This is a genomic window from Shimia isoporae (assembly GCF_004346865.1).
Classification (GTDB): Bacteria; Pseudomonadota; Alphaproteobacteria; order Rhodobacterales; family Rhodobacteraceae; genus Shimia; species Shimia isoporae.
In genome coordinates, this window is record NZ_SMGR01000003.1 from 455470 (window position 1) to 471853 (window position 16384).

Sequence of the window (16384 nt, forward strand, 5' to 3'; positions counted from 1 at the left end):
ACAGAGCGCGAAATCACGGCGCCGGAACGACTTTTGAGGATCAGGCATGGACAGGTTTCAGTCTCTTGGCGAGGTGCTGAGCATGCTCCGCAGAAGGGCTCTTCTGTGGGTGTCTGTTATTGTGATCGGCGTCCTGATCTCGCTGTTTTACGCGCTGTCGCTTCCGCCGGAGTACGAAACCTCCGCGACAATCCAGATTGAACAACCAACCATCCAGACCGGAGAAACTTCTCGCGGTTCGCTCAACGCAGACATGTTGCAAAAACTGCAAATTGTCGAACAGCGCGTTATGGCCCGTGACAACCTCCTGACGATCATAGACAAATTTGGATTGTACCGGAACGCCGGTCTCTCTGATCTGCAAAAGGTCGACTTGCTGCGCCGCGCAGCCCGGGTGCAACACATCACCAACCCGCAACTGCGCTGGCGTCAGGATATCAGCCCCTCTGCCTTGCTCGTCACCGTCCGCATGACGGACCCGGTTTTGGCCGCCAACGTTGCCAATGAATTGGTCAACAATGTCTTGCAGGCAGAGTCCGACAGCCGGTCTGCGCGGGTGCGCGAAACCCTGGATTTCTTTGATAGCGAGGAACGCCGGATTGCAGCAGCAATCTTTACCCAGGAAGCAGAAATTGCCGAGTTCAAACGCGAAAACGCCGTGATACTGCCAGGAGGCGTTGAAAGCCTACGCACCCGATTGACGGACCTGCAGGAAATCGAGCTCGAAGTACAACGTCAGATTCTTTCACTGCAGGATGGCGGCCAAGCCGGCGCCGGAACGATCCGTGCTCAACGGGTGTCCCGCCTTCAGGAGGAAGCGGCGCTGTATCAGCTTGAGATCAGCCAGATCGAGACTGAAATCGCCGAAACACCTCGCCTTGAGCAGGAGTTCAGCAAACTTGAGCGCGAACTCAAAAAACTGGAAGACCAGTACGAAGCTGTCACTGTTGGCAAAGCGCAAGCCGAGATGAACCAGATGCTTGAGGCATCAAGCCAGTCCGACAGTTTTGCCGTGCTGGAAGAGGCGCTGGCACCTGACTGGCCCATCGCCCCCTCCCGCAAGAAAATCCTTGCCATGGGCGGGCTGCTGAGCGGGGCGGTTGCGCTTACGCTAGTGTTCCTCGCCGAGATGCGCAGCCCGGTGATTTGGACCCGTGGCCAACTGGAGCGCCAGCTGCGTCTCCGTGCAGTTGCAGCAATTCCTGTGATCGAAACTCCGGCCAAACGACGCAAACGGGTCATTCTGTCGCTTGCCAAGGTCGGTGCCATACTCGCTGCGGCTGCGGCATTGGCGAGCGTCGCCCTGAAATTCGGGCGCTAAGGCGCCCAACTTTCGCCATATTCCCCGAATCAACGGCGAAATCCCGCCGAATACGCCCTCAGATTCGGGGTAAGGAATTCCATAATTCAGAAACAATCCCACAAGCATGGATAGAACCGTTTCCATTTGAATATCAGCGCACACGAATATTAACCAAATTTTCTATACTTTTGAAATTAAACTTCACCCAATGTATAATGAAATCAGCTACTTAGCAAAAAGTGACGCAAAGTTGCGGTGGATTTCGAGCAAATTGTGTCTAATATATGTCCTTGGGTGGGCGCTTCTTAGACGGGAGCACCGAGGGAAAACGGAAGACTGCTGAGCGAACAGCCCCGCTGCCAGGGCGCTTTTCACACGGGTCATGAAATCTATAGACGTGTCGATTTCGGCGCGACGCTATTTCTTTGACCATTTTTCAGCGCGATCCACACACATTCCCAACGTGCCCCAGGCGTAGTGTTAGTGGGGATGACGCCAATGGCGATCTATTCACGTAAGGATTTCGTGCAGGCCTTCGAGGTCTCTACGCCGCAGCGCGGCGTGTATCGCTCGTTCATGAAACGGGTGCTCGACATCCTGTTTGTCGCGGTTATCGCGTTGCCCGTTGGAGCCGTTGTAATGGCGCTTGCGTTGCTGATTGCACGCGATGGCGCTTCACCGTTCTACCGTCAGGCACGTGTCGGTAAAGACGGCAAGATCTTCAACATGCTGAAGCTGCGCTCGATGGTGCCCAACGCTGACAAGAAACTCGAAGCTTACTTGCGCGAAAACCCGGCCGCGCGTCGAGAGTGGGACGAGAAACAGAAGCTGTCCCGCGACCCGCGCATCACCCCGATTGGACGCATCATCCGCAAGAGCTCTTTGGATGAGTTGCCGCAATTCCTTAACGTTCTGCGCGGCGAGATGTCTGTGGTTGGACCACGTCCAATGATGCCCGATCAGGTCGAGCTCTACCCGGGCACCGCCTATTTCTCCATGCGTCCAGGCATCACCGGTTTCTGGCAAATTTCCGAACGCAACGAGTGCAGCTTTGCGGAGCGCGCCATTCATGACAGCCATTATGATCGTGCGCTGTCTCTGCGGACGGATGTGACCGTTGTGCTGCGAACTGTGGCAGTGGTCGCAATGGGAACCGGTGTCTAAGTCGACCACCCGCTGACATTCGAGGGGCGCGCGCTATAGTGGCGACGCGCCTTTTCTCTTCCCGCTGCAAAGGATTTGCCACCCGCCATGCCGAACGCACTTGCAACATTGATGCTCGTGATCTGGCCTATCGTGATCTGGCGGTTGTTTGTGACCTTGCCGCCGGGACGGGCGCTCATATGGTCTCTTTTGGGGGCTTACCTGCTCCTGCCTCCTCCGCCCGCCGCCATCGATTTTCCCTTGATGCCGGCGCTGGACAAGACGTCTTTGCCCAATCTGGCAATCCTCATCGTCGCCTTTTTTGTGCTACGCGGTGAAAACCGCCCGCGCCTGATGCCCGACAGCATCATCGCACGCTGGTTGCTTGTGGTCTTTGTTCTGAGCCCGATTGTCACCGTCTTCACCAACCCCGAGCCACTGATTTTCACTGAAAACTACATTCGCGGGCTGTATCTGCAGGATGCGATCGCGCAACCGATCAACCGGTTCATCCTGGTGATCGGTTTCCTGATGGCGCGACAGTACCTGACAACCCGCGAGGATCAGCGTGATCTCCTGATGGCTCTGGTGATCGCCGGCCTCGCCTATTCACTGCCGATCCTGATGGAAGTCCGCCTGAGCCCGCAACTCAACAATTGGGTATATGGCTATTTCCAGCATCTCTTTAGCCAGACCATCCGGCAGGGTGGTTACCGTCCAATGGTGTTCCTCTATCACGGGATATGGCTGGCGTATTTTGTGCTGACCTGCCTTCTGGCCGCGCTCGCGCTTTGGCGCGCGGACCACAGCACAGGCCGCGCCAAATATATGATTGCGGCTTTCTATCTCTGCGCAGTGCTGGTGCTGTGTAAAACTCTGGCAACGCTTGTCTACGCGGGGGTCGCAGGCGCTTTGATCCTGCTCCTGACCACCCGGATGCAGGTGAAAGTTGCTGCGCTGCTCGCGTTAATCACACTCAGCTATCCGGTTTTGAAATCGGCCGATCTGGTACCGACTGGCGCCATTCTGGCTCAGGCCGAAGCCATCAGCGCCGAACGCGCCCATTCGCTGGCCTTCCGGTTCGAAAACGAGGACATCCTTGTCGAGCGTGCGTTCTTGAAACCATGGTTCGGCTGGGGAATCTGGGGGCGCAACCACATCCATGACCCGGATACAGGCTTTATCACCTCAGTTTCCGATGGCTATTGGGTGATCGTGATCGGGGTTTGGGGATGGGTCGGCTACATTGCGCAGTTTGGCCTGATGTCCTTGCCCATCTTTCTGGTTTGGCGCGAATTGCGACAGGCATCGCGACAGGAAAAAGACCGATTTGTGCGAAAAGCGTCTTACGCCTTGATGGGCAGCACCCGTTTCAAAGAGAGCGGTGAGCGCGGGTTGTCGCCCTACCTGGGGCCACTGGCATTGATGCTCGGGTTCAACCTGATCGACCTTCTTCCCAATGCAACTCTCACGCCAACGACATGGCTGATTGCAGGTACGCTATTTGGCCATGCCGAACGCCTGACCCGTCAACGAAAAACTGAGGCCGCTGACGTGCCCCCCGAGGGTTCCGACACCCAGACTGTTCTGAAACGACGCACTGTTCTCTAGACCGGTAGGCTCTACCCCTATAGCCGGCTACCAATCACCTTCGCCGGTACCCCCGCAACCACCGCGCCGGCGGGGACATCTTTGGTCACTACGGCGTTGGCACCGATCTCGGCATGATCCCCGACGGTCAGCGGGCCGATCAATTTCGCGCCCGCGCCAACGTCCACGTGCCCTCCCAAGGTGACTGCACCAGCCAATGTCACCTGATGCATCAACTGGCAATTCGGTCCGATAACGGCATTTGGATGCACGATGATGCCGGTTGGGTGAGGCAACCGCAGACCGCCTTCGATCTGCATATTCAGGTGCAGCTCACTCTGTGTCATCACGGACCAGAACCGGTGCACAACCGCCCAGAATTTGGCCGAAAGGGCGCCCGCGACACCGCCCCGCGCCTTTGCAGTCTGATACCGGCGATATGCACGCAGCAGTTTCGGCCCCGCATCCCAGAAGCCGGTAATGTCCTCTCGGCTCATATCTGCAACGTCTGCCGATACCTTCTGATCCTGTGCCACGCGACCTGCCTTCAAATTGCCTCTAAATCGTTGTCGCAAAACCTCTGTTGTCGTGCAACGTCCGTGTTCAACATTGGCCGCCTCTTGCGGCCACCGCCCAAGCGGTATTTTCTGCGCACATGAAGGATGCCATGCCCCAGAGCCACAGAGCGGAAATCGACGGTTTGCGCGCCATCGCTGTGTTGGCAGTGGTGTTCTATCACTTTGGCCTGCCGGGAGTCGCTGGCGGCTTTGTTGGCGTGGATGTGTTCTTTGTGATCTCAGGCTTCCTGATCGGCGGGATCCTTTGGCGCGAGAAAATAGCCACGGGGCGGCTTTCTCTGGGTCAGTTCTACGTGCGACGCATCAAGCGGCTCGCACCGGCCTATGTCGCCATGTCCGTAGCTGTATTGGTTGTCGGCTGGCTGGTTCTGTTGCCCAATGACTTCCGGGAAACAGCCAAAGGCATCATCGCCGCCACGGTTTACCTTTCCAACGTGCTGTTCTACCGCCAGTCCGGTTATTTCGACAGCGCCGCAGAAGACAAGGTAATGCTGCACACGTGGTCGCTATCCGTCGAAGAGCAATTCTACCTGTTCCTGCCATTGGTATTCCTACTGCTTGGCCGCTCCCGTCGCGTAATGCTTATCGGCTTTGCTGCGCTGTTCCTCGCCTCATTGATCGCGTCACTGCCAATGACCGAGCGAAACCAGCCTGCAGCGTTTTATCTTTTCCCCTTCCGTGCTTGGGAATTGCTTGCAGGGGTTCTGTTGGCAGTTTGGGCAACCGAAAAACAGTTTGCTTATAAGGTCAACGGCATCGTCAGCTATGCAGGCCTCGCCATTGTCATTGGCGCAATCCTGTTTGTAACGCCGGACGCGCATTTTCCGGGGTGGCAAGCCATTTTTCCCGTGCTGGGCACTGTGATGCTGATTGCGAATGGCCGCCACAACAACTTTGTGAATCGGGTCCTGTCGATGCGCGTGCCTGTCGCTATCGGCCTGATCTCTTATTCGCTTTATCTCTGGCATTGGCCGGTTTTCACCCTGACCACCTACGTACAGGGAGCGTACGCCGGTCCAGCTGAAACCGCGCTCTGGATCACCATCAGCGTTGCGCTTGCCGCGGCGAGTTGGGCCTTTGTCGAACAACCTGTTCGTAAGGCCAACACTCTTACGGGATCCGTCGTCATAGGCGGTGCTGCCACGGCTTCAATTCTGCTGTTGGGCGTGGCTGGATTTATTTTCTGTGCGGACGGTGTAAACGGGCGTTTTGGGCCTCAGGCCGACATCCACATCGCTGCCACTGGAGATTTTCTTCAAGATTTTTCGAGGTGCGAAGTCGCCGTGAAAGGGCCGTTCGAAGGTCTTGAAACCTGTCCGATCGGGCCGGCCTCCGATGAACCGGAAATCCTTATCTGGGGTGACAGCCACGTGCGCGCGATGTTTGAAGGTCTGACCCAGATCGCGAACGAATCCGGTAGACCCGCGCTTGTCATCTGGCGCGCGGGTTGTGCTCCGGCTTTTGACCTTATGAAACAGGAAAGCGCGGCAACTGCATCTCAGGACACAGCGTGCTCGATTGCAAACGACCAAATCCGTACCGCCCTGTCGAACATGCCCAACATCCGCGACGTAATACTGATCGGGCGCTGGGCGTACTACGCCACCGGGCAGGGTACGGGAAACGATGCCCACAACACCATTTCGCTGTCGAGCAATACCCTGAGCAGTCCAACGCAGGATGCGCTGTTCGCCGATGCTCTAAAACAGACCGTGAAGGAACTTGGCGATACCGACCGTCACATTTTCGCGCTGGAGCAACCGCCGGAAATAGCCACCTACAGCGCGCCGGAAGTCGCACGCGCCTTGGCCCACGGTCGTGTCACTCCCGACGAAGCAACGCGGCGCGCTGCAATTGGAAGAACCGAAGCCAATGCCCGCGCAGCGCTTGCTCAAGAGGCGGTTTCCCGAAGCGGCGCAAACCTCCTTCCCACTTGGGACCGCTTTTGCGACGCCTTCCTGTGCGAAGCCGTGCACGAAGGCACAGGACAGTACTTTGACAACAACCACCTGACCAATTCTGCAGCACGCCGCATTCGGGATGTGTTTGCTCCAGTCTTCATGCCGGAGCGCGGCTGATGAAGGCGCAAACCAGATCTCATGATGTGATCGTCATCGGCACAGGTATGGGCGGCGGCACCATTGGCCGGCGGTTGGCCGAAGCCGGTCTCTGCGTGCTTTTTGTTGAACGTGGGCCTGCCGGTCTTCGCATGGAGGAAACCGAGCTCAACGCAGACATCTGGGACAGAGAAGCACGATTGGTGCGTGGCTTCTGGCCGGAGCCGATGACCGCCGATGTGGACGGTGTTGAAACCACGTTCAACGCGCCGCTCGGCGCAGGGATCGGGGGCAGTTCCGTATTTTATGCCGCCACGCTCGAGAGACCCGAACCGCATGACCTCGACCACAGCGAAGAGATGCCGCATCCGACGGGCGGCTGGCCAATTGGCTACACTGAAATGCAGCCCTACTTTGAAGAGGCCGAGGCGCAGTTCTTTGTGCGGGGGACCAGCGATCCGCTGGGGCAACCGGTCGACCTTCTGGAACCTCTGGACATGCCCCCTGCCGACAGCGCTTTGTTTGAGGCCATGCAAAAGGCGGGCTTACACCCTTATCAGGGGCACATGGCGCTGCGTGACAAGGATGGATGCAATAGTTGCCTGGGTCGGAAGTGCCCCAGAAGATGCAAGATGGATGGCCGCTCCGCTGGCGTAGAACCAGCGCTTGAAACCGGCAACGCCGATGTTCTCGACCTGACCGAGGTGACGCGGATCAATACTGATCGTCACGGAGTGACCTCGATTACGGCTCTCAGGAATGGACAGGAAATCACCCTGACCGCCCGCGCATATGTTCTTGCCGCGGGCGCTTTGGCCTCCCCCCGCTTGTTCATGGCATCCGGAATCGTCGGGTCTTCAGGTCTGGTGGGGCGAAATCTGATGTTTCACCTGAATGAGATGTTTGCCCTTTGGCCCGGACGCGATCACAAAGGCAGCGGCGCGACCAAGTCTCTGGCATTCCGCGACACCTATCGGTCTGGCGACACCCGTCTTGGCATGGTGCAAGCTATGGGAATTGAGGCGCGCTACGGTGAAATCGTGCATTTTCTGAATATGGCCTTTGACCGCTCGCTTTTGCGTAAATTGCGCCCGCTGCGACAACTGACCCACATCCCGGCAGCGCTGGCTGTGCGACTATTCGGCGACGCCAAGTTGTTCGTCGGTATCCTTGAAGACCTGCCTTATGCGGAAAACCGTGTCCTTTTTGATCCGGACCGCCCACGTCACGTCAGAATAAAATATAGCATCGCGCCGGAACTGCGCGCCCGCCGCAAAACCCTGCGCCGCGCGGTCCGCTCCAGTCTAAAGGGGCTTCGAACCGTGTTTCTTGGTACCGGACCAGATTTGAACTGGGGCCACCCCTGCGGCACGCTACGTTTTGGAAATGATCCCGCGACCAGCGTTCTGGACCGCGATTGCCGGACCCACGACGTTGAAAACCTCTGGGTGGCTGATGCGAGTTTCATGCCAACCTCGATGGGAGTGAACCCAAGCCTGACAATTGCGGCCAACGCTCTTCGCGTCGGGGACGCAATCATCGCGGAACTTGGAAAGGAGGCAGACAATGACCAAGCTTAGTGACGGTGTCGCAGTGGTTACCGGTGCCGGTTCAGGCCTTGGTCGGGCTTTGGCAATCGAACTCTGCTCCCGCGGCCAAGCTGTGGTGGGCTTGGGGAGGCGCGAAGCGGCTTTGGAGCAGACGGGCGCTCTGGCTGGCGAGACCTTCGTCGCAATCCCCGCCGACGTGTCCAACCCGCAAGCAGTGCGCGATGCCTTTGACTCTATAGAAAGGCCGGTGACCGTTCTGATCAACAATGCCGGCGTCTACCCACATCGCGATTTCCTCGCGGAGACAACCGAATCCTTTATGGACACCGTCAACATCAACCTCGGCGGTATGGTGACTTGCACCCGCGCGGCTCTCGCGGACATGGGGCAATCCGGCGTCGGAAGGATCGTGAACGTCTCGAGCTTTGCCGACATTGCGCCTTCACCCTGCAGTGCAGCCTACTCTGTGTCCAAAGGCGCGTGCTCCGTGTTTTCGCGCGCACTGGTCGCCGACCTGGGCGACCGCCTGCCTGGCATTGTCGTGAGCACATGGATGCCCGGTGTGCTGAATACCGACATGGGCCTGCCTGACGGGCTGGAACCGGCAACCGCGGCCAAATGGGGGGCGTCTTTGGCGCTCAACGCAGACCGCAGCATGAACGGCACGGTGTGGGAAATGGATCGGGAAATCCTGCCCCCAAAGGGTCTCAAGGGCCGTGTCAAAGACACGCTCCTGATGCGTAAACGGCCTGCCCGACGTTTGTGAGTCCGAGGCCAGCGCACGACCTTCACTTCAGTTGTCGCGCCTCTCGCACCAGCGCCGGTAAAATCGCGAAACAACGCGCATATCTCATGGCGAGTTGCGACGGACGGCTCAACAAACGCCACAACCATTCCATAGCAATTGCCTGCACCCATTTGGGCGCACGCCGTTGCGCACCCGAAAGGAAGTCGAGCCCTGCTCCAACACTGGCAAATCCAACATTCGGGGCGATGTCCAAACCCCGCGCCGCCAGAATTTCCTGCTTGGGCGCGCCCAGCGCCAGAAATGCCAATCCGGCCCCGCTGGAAGCCACCTCTGCCAGCACGTCGGCCGCAGCCTCGCCTTCAGGGTCAAACCCCATTGGTGGCGCTATCTGGCAAACCACCTCAAGCCCCGAAACCTGTGCCATCAACGCGTCCGCTGCTGCCGCAAGCGACTCTTCCGTGCTGCCGACCAGCGCTAGGGTAACACCTGCATCCGCGGCCATTTCCGCCAAAGGCCCAACCAGTTCTGAGCCCGGCAACAGAGTCACCGGACGATCGCCCAATTTGGACAGCCAAACCACCGGATTACCGTCCGCCACCACAAAATCCTGCGCCCTGTAAGCCCGCGCAAAGGCATTGTCTTTGCGCAATTTCACCAGATGATCGAGGTTGAGCGTCGCCAAAGCGAACCCGCGCGACTCGGCGAACCGCACGGCCACCGCGTCCCGCAGTGCCGTCATATCAGCCAGATTGACCGTGACTTCGCCTTCAACCGTGTTGAATTTCACGCCTGTGTCCCCGAATTTTGCGCCACGGTAGCACCCAAAGTCGCCAATGGCAGCCGCACGTCGGCCAAAACCTGCCGTTTGGGCCTGTTTCGCCACAACTGTTGCGGATTTTACCCGTCTTGCTGGTCTCGCTACAAAGAAGCTCTATATTTGAGCCAAGCTATTGAACAAAGGACCAAAGTTATGAGTGCCCCAGTCGCCCGCAGTGTGTCGATTATCGGATGTGGATTTGTGGCTGACCTTTATATGCGCTCACTTGGGAAACACCCCGATATAGCGGTATCGCAGGTGTATGACCGCAATCCTGCCCGCATGGCTGCGTTTTGCGACCACTGGAACCTGCGCGGTGTTGAAAGCATGGACCGTTTCCTCGGCAACCTGCCTGCGGGATCCGTGGTCCTGAATCTCACCAACCCCGACGCACATTATGACGTGACCAAAACCTGCCTGACTGCCGGTCATCACGTCTACTCGGAAAAACCGCTGGCTACCGAGATGGATCAGGCCATCGAATTGCATGAATTGGCAGCCGCCAAAGGTCTACTTCTCTCATCCGCGCCTTGCTCCGTTCTGGGCGAGGCGGCCCAAACTCTGGCCAAGGCCGTTCGAGACGAGACCGCCGGCCCCGTACGGCTTGTCTATGCCGAACTCGACGACGGTTTCATTCCGCAAGCCCCATATGGCGACTGGGTCAGCGACAGCGGCGCGCCTTGGCCGGCCAAGGACGAATTTACAGTCGGGTGCACGCTTGAACACGCCGGATATTACCTCACGTGGCTCATCGCCATGTTCGGATCTGTGCGCCGCGTTGTAGCTGCTTCTACAGAAGCGCTGCCGGACAAACCCGTGAGTGGAACACCAGACTTTTCTACGGCGACCCTGTTTTTCGAAAGCGGGGTAACAGCTCGTTTGACTTGCTCTATCATAGCAAGCCACGACCATCGCATTCGGCTATTTGGCGACAAGGGCGTTTTGCAGGTCAAACAAAGCTGGAACAATGACGCGCCGGTGAAATACCATCGTCGTATGACCCTGCGACGCCGTCTGATCGAAGACCCCATTGGCAAGCGCCTGCGATTGCGTGGAGAGACCCACCCCAAAGTTGATCGCTGGGGCGCCGCTGCGATGAACTTCGCGCTTGGCCCTGCTGAAATGCTGGATGCCCTGGCCGAGAGCCGGCCTTGCCGCCTGAGCGCGGATTTCGGGCTGCACCTGACCGAAGTAACTCTGGCGATCCAAAACGCCCGCGAAGACGGAATCGCGCAAGATATGTCCACACGCTGTGATCCGGTGCCTCCGATGTCATGGGCGACATGATATCCCCGATTGCTGTGACCGGCGCGACCGGCTTCATCGGACGCCGGACGGTCGAGGCCGCGCGGATTGCGGGTCTTGAATTGCGCGTCTTCGCGCGCCGTGCCGAGGCCGTGCCCGCCCACTGGCGACAGGACGCTGGCATCGACATCACGGTGCTGGACCTCGCCAGCACCGAAAACCTTGCGGACTATCTCGATGGGGTGCAATCGGTGATCCACTGTGCCGCCGCTATGGCCGGTGATCACGAAAGCGACACGCTGGACGCCACGCAAACCCTGATCGAGGCGGTGGTCAAAGCCGAAGTGCCTCATGTTGTTCTCGCCGCATCCCTGTCGGTCTACGACGTGACCTCGCTTTCCGACGGCGACACCCTATCGGAACTTTGCAAGACTGGCGTCAAAGGTCGCGACGTCTATGCCGCCGCCAAGTACGAACAGGAGGACATGTTACATGCCGCTTCGGTGCTCTACGGATTTGCGCTGACAACCCTGCGCCTCGGAGCCGTTTGGGGACCAACGCGCCTGTTTAATGCCCATATTGGTCCTGCAGTGGGACCGGTTCTGTTCTCGATTGATGGTGGAGGAAAACTGCCACTTTGTGACGTGGAACTCGCCGCCGAATGCCTTGTGAAGGCAAGCCAGTCAGCGAACGGCGCGGAAACCATCAACGTGATTGATGATGACCAGCCGTCGCGTCGCCGGTTTACAAATGCCTTCCGCGCTATTGGATGGCCGGCTGTTGTGCTGCCGTTGCCACTGTCACTGATGCGCCTGATTGCTAGAGTCACCCCCAACACACCTGCGGTGCCGGGGCTGCTGCGCCGCCCGGTATTGGAAGCCCGTCACAAGCCTTTGCACTATTCCAACGAACTGATGCACAAACGCCTTGGCCCTGTCACAAATCTGCCCTTTGAGATAGCTATGCAAAACGCCATCGAAAAAGAGCAGGCCCAGTGACCCAGACGTCAAATCCAATTGCCTACCTGACAGGGGAATATCCCCGCGCCACGGATACTTTCATCCAGCGCGAGGTGGCAGCGTTGCGCGATCAGGGCATACCTGTCGAAACATGCTCCATACGCCGCACCGGCACTGAGCATCACGTGGGTGAGGAACAACGGTCAGAAGCGGCCAATACCTTTTATGTGCTCGCAGCGGCCAAATCGCCAATCACCCTGATCGCAGCCCAGTTCGCGGCACTTGCACGGCGGCCGGGCGGGTATTTTCGCGCGCTCTTTCTGGCTCTGAGAACCGCGCCGCCGGGGTTGCGCGGTTTTCTTTATCAACTGTTCTACTTTGCTGAAGCTGCCGTTCTCGCGCAGCACCTGCGGAAAAAGGGTGTTGGACATCTTCACAATCACATTGCCAAGTCGTCCTGCACGGTTGCGATGTTGATGTCTGAAATGTCGGGCATCCCTTATAGTTTTACCCTTCACGGACCGGACATCTTCTTTGCGCCTGATCACTGGCGGCTGGACGAAAAAATCGCGAGGGCGAGATTTGTGGCCTGTATCAGCCATTTCTGCCGCTCACAGGCGATGGCATTGTCCGACCCAAAACACTGGCACAAGTTGCACATCGTACATTGTGGCGTAGATCCGGAGCGCTATGCCGACACACGGCCACCTTCGGGGCACCGGCTGCTATTTGTCGGGCGCCTGGCTCCGGTCAAAGGTCTGCCAATCCTCTTGCGCGCAATGGTACCCCTGATTGCTGACTTTGCGGATTTGAAACTCACGGTGATCGGGGACGGTCCGGGCCGAAAGGCGTTGGAGCATCAGGCGCAGACAGCAGGCATAGCCGAGCACGTCGATTTTGTCGGCTACAAGAACCAAACCGAGGTGGCGGAAGCGCTGGCAGAAACAGACCTTTTTGTTTTGCCAAGCTTTGCCGAAGGTGTGCCCGTCGTTCTGATGGAGGCCATGGCCGCCGCACGGCCGGTGGTCACGACACAAATTGCAGGTGTGCCCGAACTCGTGGAGCACGGTCAATCGGGTCTGCTCGTGCCGCCCGGTGATACCGACGCGCTAACCCGTGCAATCGCAGCCATACTCGCCGATCCAACCCGCGCTGCCGAGATGGGCGCGCATGGGCGCGAGCGGGTTCAGGCCGCCTTTACCGTGTCCACCGAGGCTGCACGACTTGCGCAGTTGCTAAAGGTCGATACGCAATGACCACAGCTATCGTCATTGGCCGTAACGAGGGCGCGCGCCTCGTGGCATGTCTTGCTTCGCTCAGGGAACAAGGCGCTGAAATCGTTTATGTCGACAGCGGCAGCTGGGACACATCGGTGTCCGAAGCCCGCAAGGCAGGTGCGCTGGTCGTCGAGCTGGAACGCGACAAGCCCTTCACCGCGGCCCGCGCCCGCCAAGCTGGCTTTGATGCTTTGGCTCGCACCGGAGATCTGCCGGAATTCGTGATGTTCGTGGATGGCGACTGCAAGGTTGTTGACGGCTGGATCGATGCAGGCGAAGCCGCTTTAAGAGACAACCCGGACCTTGGCCTTGTCACGGGCTGGCGCGCAGAACTTTATCCGGAACGCTCGGTTTATAATGCCATGTGCGAATTCGAATGGCGCCGCCCTGCCGGCGAAATCGCGGCTTGTGGCGGTGACATGATGGTACGCTCCGACGCGTTCCTGCAAGCCGGTGGCTTTGACCCTACCGTGATTGCCGCCGAAGACGACGAATTCTGTGTTCGGCTTTCCAAGGCTGGATGGAGCCTGCGTCGCATTCCCGTAGAAATGACGCGTCACGACGCCGCCATGCTGCGGTTTTCACAGTGGTGGCAACGTGCGGTCCGTACCGGCCACGGCTTTGCACAGGTCGGCTGGATGCACCCGCCCTATTTCCGGCGCGAACAGTTGCGAGCCGTGATCTACGGGCTGTTGCTTCCGTTGCTCCTCCTGATCGGGCTGAGCGGGTCGGCGGTGTTGTTTCTGGTCGTTGTTGCCCTCTTTGGGATGAACTATATTCGCACGACAAAGGGTCTGATTTCTGATGGTCTGCCCGGCTGGGAAGCACGCCGTCACGCCCGTCTACTGACACTGTCCAAATTGCCCAACATGATCGGCATGATCATGTTCCATTGGCGCCGCCTGCGAGGTCGCGCCATGCACATCATCGAGTATAAGTGACTATGAGCACCCTAGATCCCAACCGTCCCATCCGTGCAGCCCTTCTTGGCGCAGGCTACATTGCCGACTGGCATGCCGGGGCGATCAAGGCGACACCCGGGGTAGAACTGGTCGCTGTTTGTGACCGCTCACAAGCAGCAGCAGAAGCTTTGGCGCATTCCTATGGCATCACGCCTTACACCGATCTGGATGCCATGTTGGCCGCCAATGTGGCGGACGCCATCCATATCGTAACACCACCGCAGACGCACCGTTTCTTGGCCGAAACCTGTCTGCGCGGCGGCGCGCATGTGCTGGTGGAAAAACCGGTGGCGCTTTCGGGATCAGAAACCCGCGAAATCGCCGACATTGCCACGCAAACAGGCCGGACCTTTGCCGCTGGTCACAACTTTATTGGCACGCCAGGTTATCAGCGCCTGAAAACCCGGCTCGAAGCCGGCGAAATCGGCCGTGTTGCTGCCGCCGAAATCAACTGGCACTTCCCGCTTGCGCCGCTGCGCTCGGGGCCCTTTGGCCTGTGGCTGTTGCATGAACCCAAAAACCTCTTGCTCGAACTGGGACCGCATCTTTTTGCGTTCGCCGTCGACCTTTTTGGTTCCGTCGACGTGCATCATGTTGCGCTTTCCAAACCCGTCGCGATTCCGGGCGACACCACCCGTCCGCAAGGTTTCCGCATCCTTGCAAGCGCAGGTGATGTCAGCATCACGATCAACCTGTCTTTGGTGGAAACAATGGACGACCGGTCCGTGACTTTGCACGGGTCGACCGCCACTGCGCGATACGACTACGCGCATGACGTACTTGTGGTCGACGCTGAAAACGCAGCCGACATCGTTGCAAATCCTTTCCTGCGCCAAATGGGTCTTGCGGCCCAGCATCTGCGTGAAGGCGTCGTGAATGGAACACGGCAGCTTGTATCGCTGAACCGCAAGTCGCCCTACGGACTCAGTTTTGCCGGACTATCCGGCGCCTTCTATACCTCGATCCGCTCAGGACGCCCGTTGGACGCACGTTTTGACGGCACCAGCGCCATCAAGGTCATGACAGCCATTGACGAAGCAATTGCCTTGCTTCCCGCCGGCGAAAAGAAACCCAAACCCGCCAGCCGGAAAAAACCCAAGCCTACGGTTCTGATCATCGGCGGTACCGGATTTATCGGTCGCGCCCTGACCCGTGCGTGGGTCGACAAAGGCCGAGATGTGCGCGTGCTGTCCCGGGGCCAGAACGGACCCTTTGACGATATTGCGGATCACGTCGAACTGTTTGGCGCCTCCCTGTCTGACCCCGAGCAGCTTTCAACTGCTTTTGACGGTATCGAGATCGCCTACCACCTTGGCAAATCCATGGACGCCACTTGGGATGCCGCTCTGAAGAACGATGTCGAAGTCACCGAAAACATCGCCCGCGCCGCCAACGCTGCCGGCGTACAGCGCTTCATCTATACCGGCACGATCGCCAGCTATGACATGTCCGATCCGGACGTCACGATCACCGAAGACACGGATTTCGGGGAGATGGAGGCCCGCAATATCTATGCACGCTCCAAAGCTGAGTGCGAGGCGCGATTGCTGGAAATGCACCGAAGGCACGCCCTACCTCTCGTGATTGCGCGACCCGGCATTGTTGTCGGGCACGGCGGCCCACTGCAGCATTGGGGCATCGGTCGCTGGCACGGCGCAGGCGCTGTCCGCATCTGGGGCAACGGCAAACACATCATTCCATTTGTGCTGAACGACGACGTGGCGGAGGCTCTCGTTCTGATGGCCGAGGTTGACGCCGCACTGGGGGAAACATTCAACCTAGTGGGCGAGCCGATGTTGTCGGCGCGAGACTACTTCGATGCCATTGCGGCCCGCCTTGGCGCCCGTATCAAGGTCAAACCCAGCCATCTTGCTGTGCTTTATTCCACTGCAACTGTGAAATACTGGCTCAAAAAGAATGTGTTCCGCCGTGGCGGTCTGTCCAATCCATCACTGGCCGATTGGCGAAGCCGTGCGCATTTCTCTCCATTCGACAACAGCCAGCCGAAACGAGTCCTTGGCTGGCGTCCAGAAAGCCGCCGAGACGTGTTTCTGGACAAAGCGATTGATGAGGCCAATTTGCTTGGTTTCTGACACAGGCAAAAATTTGACACATGCCGCACCGTTTAACCAATTAACCCTTTGTTAAGTGTAAG

At 58.4% G+C, this 16384-nt stretch carries 13 protein-coding genes; 11 read left to right on the top strand and 2 right to left on the bottom strand.

The annotated features are described in order from the left end of the window. The first annotated feature begins 46 nt into the window (after positions 1 to 46). The 3 genes from BXY66_RS16520 to BXY66_RS16530 all read left to right on the top strand — a co-directional run bounded on the left by BXY66_RS16520 (position 47) and on the right by BXY66_RS16530 (position 4057). Positions 47 to 1321: a GumC family protein gene (locus BXY66_RS16520; protein ID WP_132861484.1), complete on the top strand. Its 1275-nt coding sequence runs from the start codon at positions 47 to 49 to the stop codon at positions 1319 to 1321. Between the two features lie 480 nt (positions 1322 to 1801). After that, on the top strand, positions 1802 to 2467 hold the full coding sequence (locus BXY66_RS16525) for a sugar transferase (RefSeq protein WP_132861485.1): 666 nt from the start codon (positions 1802 to 1804) through the stop codon (positions 2465 to 2467). An 87-nt stretch (positions 2468 to 2554) separates the two neighbouring features. Next, positions 2555 to 4057, top strand: coding sequence for a hypothetical protein (locus tag BXY66_RS16530; RefSeq protein WP_207911343.1), 1503 nt, complete (start codon positions 2555 to 2557; stop codon positions 4055 to 4057). Positions 4058 to 4074: 17 nt separating this feature from the next. Here the strand turns inward: BXY66_RS16530 and BXY66_RS16535 are convergent, their stop codons facing one another. Further along, on the bottom strand, positions 4075 to 4572 hold the full coding sequence (locus BXY66_RS16535) for a serine O-acetyltransferase (protein WP_243694409.1): 498 nt from the start codon (positions 4570 to 4572) through the stop codon (positions 4075 to 4077). Between the two features lie 131 nt (positions 4573 to 4703). On the opposite strand from BXY66_RS16535, the gene BXY66_RS16540 reads away from it, so the two are divergent. Genes BXY66_RS16540 through BXY66_RS16550 form a run of 3 tightly spaced genes read left to right on the top strand, consistent with a single transcriptional unit; the run spans position 4704 to position 8987 of the window. Then, complete coding sequence (locus tag BXY66_RS16540) at positions 4704 to 6692, top strand: acyltransferase family protein (protein ID WP_132861486.1); 1989 nt, start codon at positions 4704 to 4706, stop codon at positions 6690 to 6692. Then, positions 6692 to 8251, top strand: a complete 1560-nt coding sequence (locus BXY66_RS16545) for a GMC family oxidoreductase N-terminal domain-containing protein (RefSeq protein ID WP_132861487.1) — start codon at positions 6692 to 6694, stop codon at positions 8249 to 8251. Before BXY66_RS16540 ends, BXY66_RS16545 begins: the two co-directional genes overlap by 1 nt. Then, on the top strand, positions 8238 to 8987 hold the full coding sequence (locus BXY66_RS16550; RefSeq protein WP_132861488.1) for an SDR family oxidoreductase: 750 nt from the start codon (positions 8238 to 8240) through the stop codon (positions 8985 to 8987). The genes BXY66_RS16545 and BXY66_RS16550 overlap by 14 nt, the downstream gene beginning before the upstream one ends. 22 nt (positions 8988 to 9009) lie before the next feature. On the opposite strand, the gene BXY66_RS16555 is transcribed toward BXY66_RS16550, so the two are convergent. After that, positions 9010 to 9852, bottom strand: a complete 843-nt coding sequence (locus BXY66_RS16555; RefSeq protein ID WP_243694410.1) for a WecB/TagA/CpsF family glycosyltransferase — start codon at positions 9850 to 9852, stop codon at positions 9010 to 9012. An 87-nt stretch (positions 9853 to 9939) separates the two neighbouring features. On the opposite strand from BXY66_RS16555, the gene BXY66_RS16560 reads away from it, so the two are divergent. Genes BXY66_RS16560 through BXY66_RS16580 form a run of 5 tightly spaced genes read left to right on the top strand, consistent with a single transcriptional unit; the run spans position 9940 to position 16322 of the window. Beyond that, a complete protein-coding gene (locus BXY66_RS16560) occupies positions 9940 to 11073 on the top strand; it encodes a Gfo/Idh/MocA family protein (protein ID WP_132861489.1) in 1134 nt (377 codons plus the stop codon). Next, complete coding sequence (locus BXY66_RS16565; protein ID WP_132861490.1) at positions 11061 to 12029, top strand: NAD-dependent epimerase/dehydratase family protein; 969 nt, start codon at positions 11061 to 11063, stop codon at positions 12027 to 12029. Before BXY66_RS16560 ends, BXY66_RS16565 begins: the two co-directional genes overlap by 13 nt. After that, positions 12026 to 13246 (top strand): glycosyltransferase family 4 protein, encoded by a 1221-nt coding sequence (locus BXY66_RS16570; protein ID WP_132861491.1) that lies wholly within the window; start codon positions 12026 to 12028, stop codon positions 13244 to 13246. The genes BXY66_RS16565 and BXY66_RS16570 overlap by 4 nt, the downstream gene beginning before the upstream one ends. After that, entirely contained in the window at positions 13243 to 14208 is a 966-nt protein-coding gene (locus tag BXY66_RS16575) for a glycosyltransferase family 2 protein (protein ID WP_132861492.1), read from the top strand. The genes BXY66_RS16570 and BXY66_RS16575 overlap by 4 nt, the downstream gene beginning before the upstream one ends. A gap of 2 nt (positions 14209 to 14210) precedes the next feature. After that, positions 14211 to 16322 (top strand): NAD-dependent epimerase/dehydratase family protein, encoded by a 2112-nt coding sequence (locus BXY66_RS16580; protein ID WP_132861493.1) that lies wholly within the window; start codon positions 14211 to 14213, stop codon positions 16320 to 16322. Positions 16323 to 16384 lie beyond the last annotated feature (62 nt).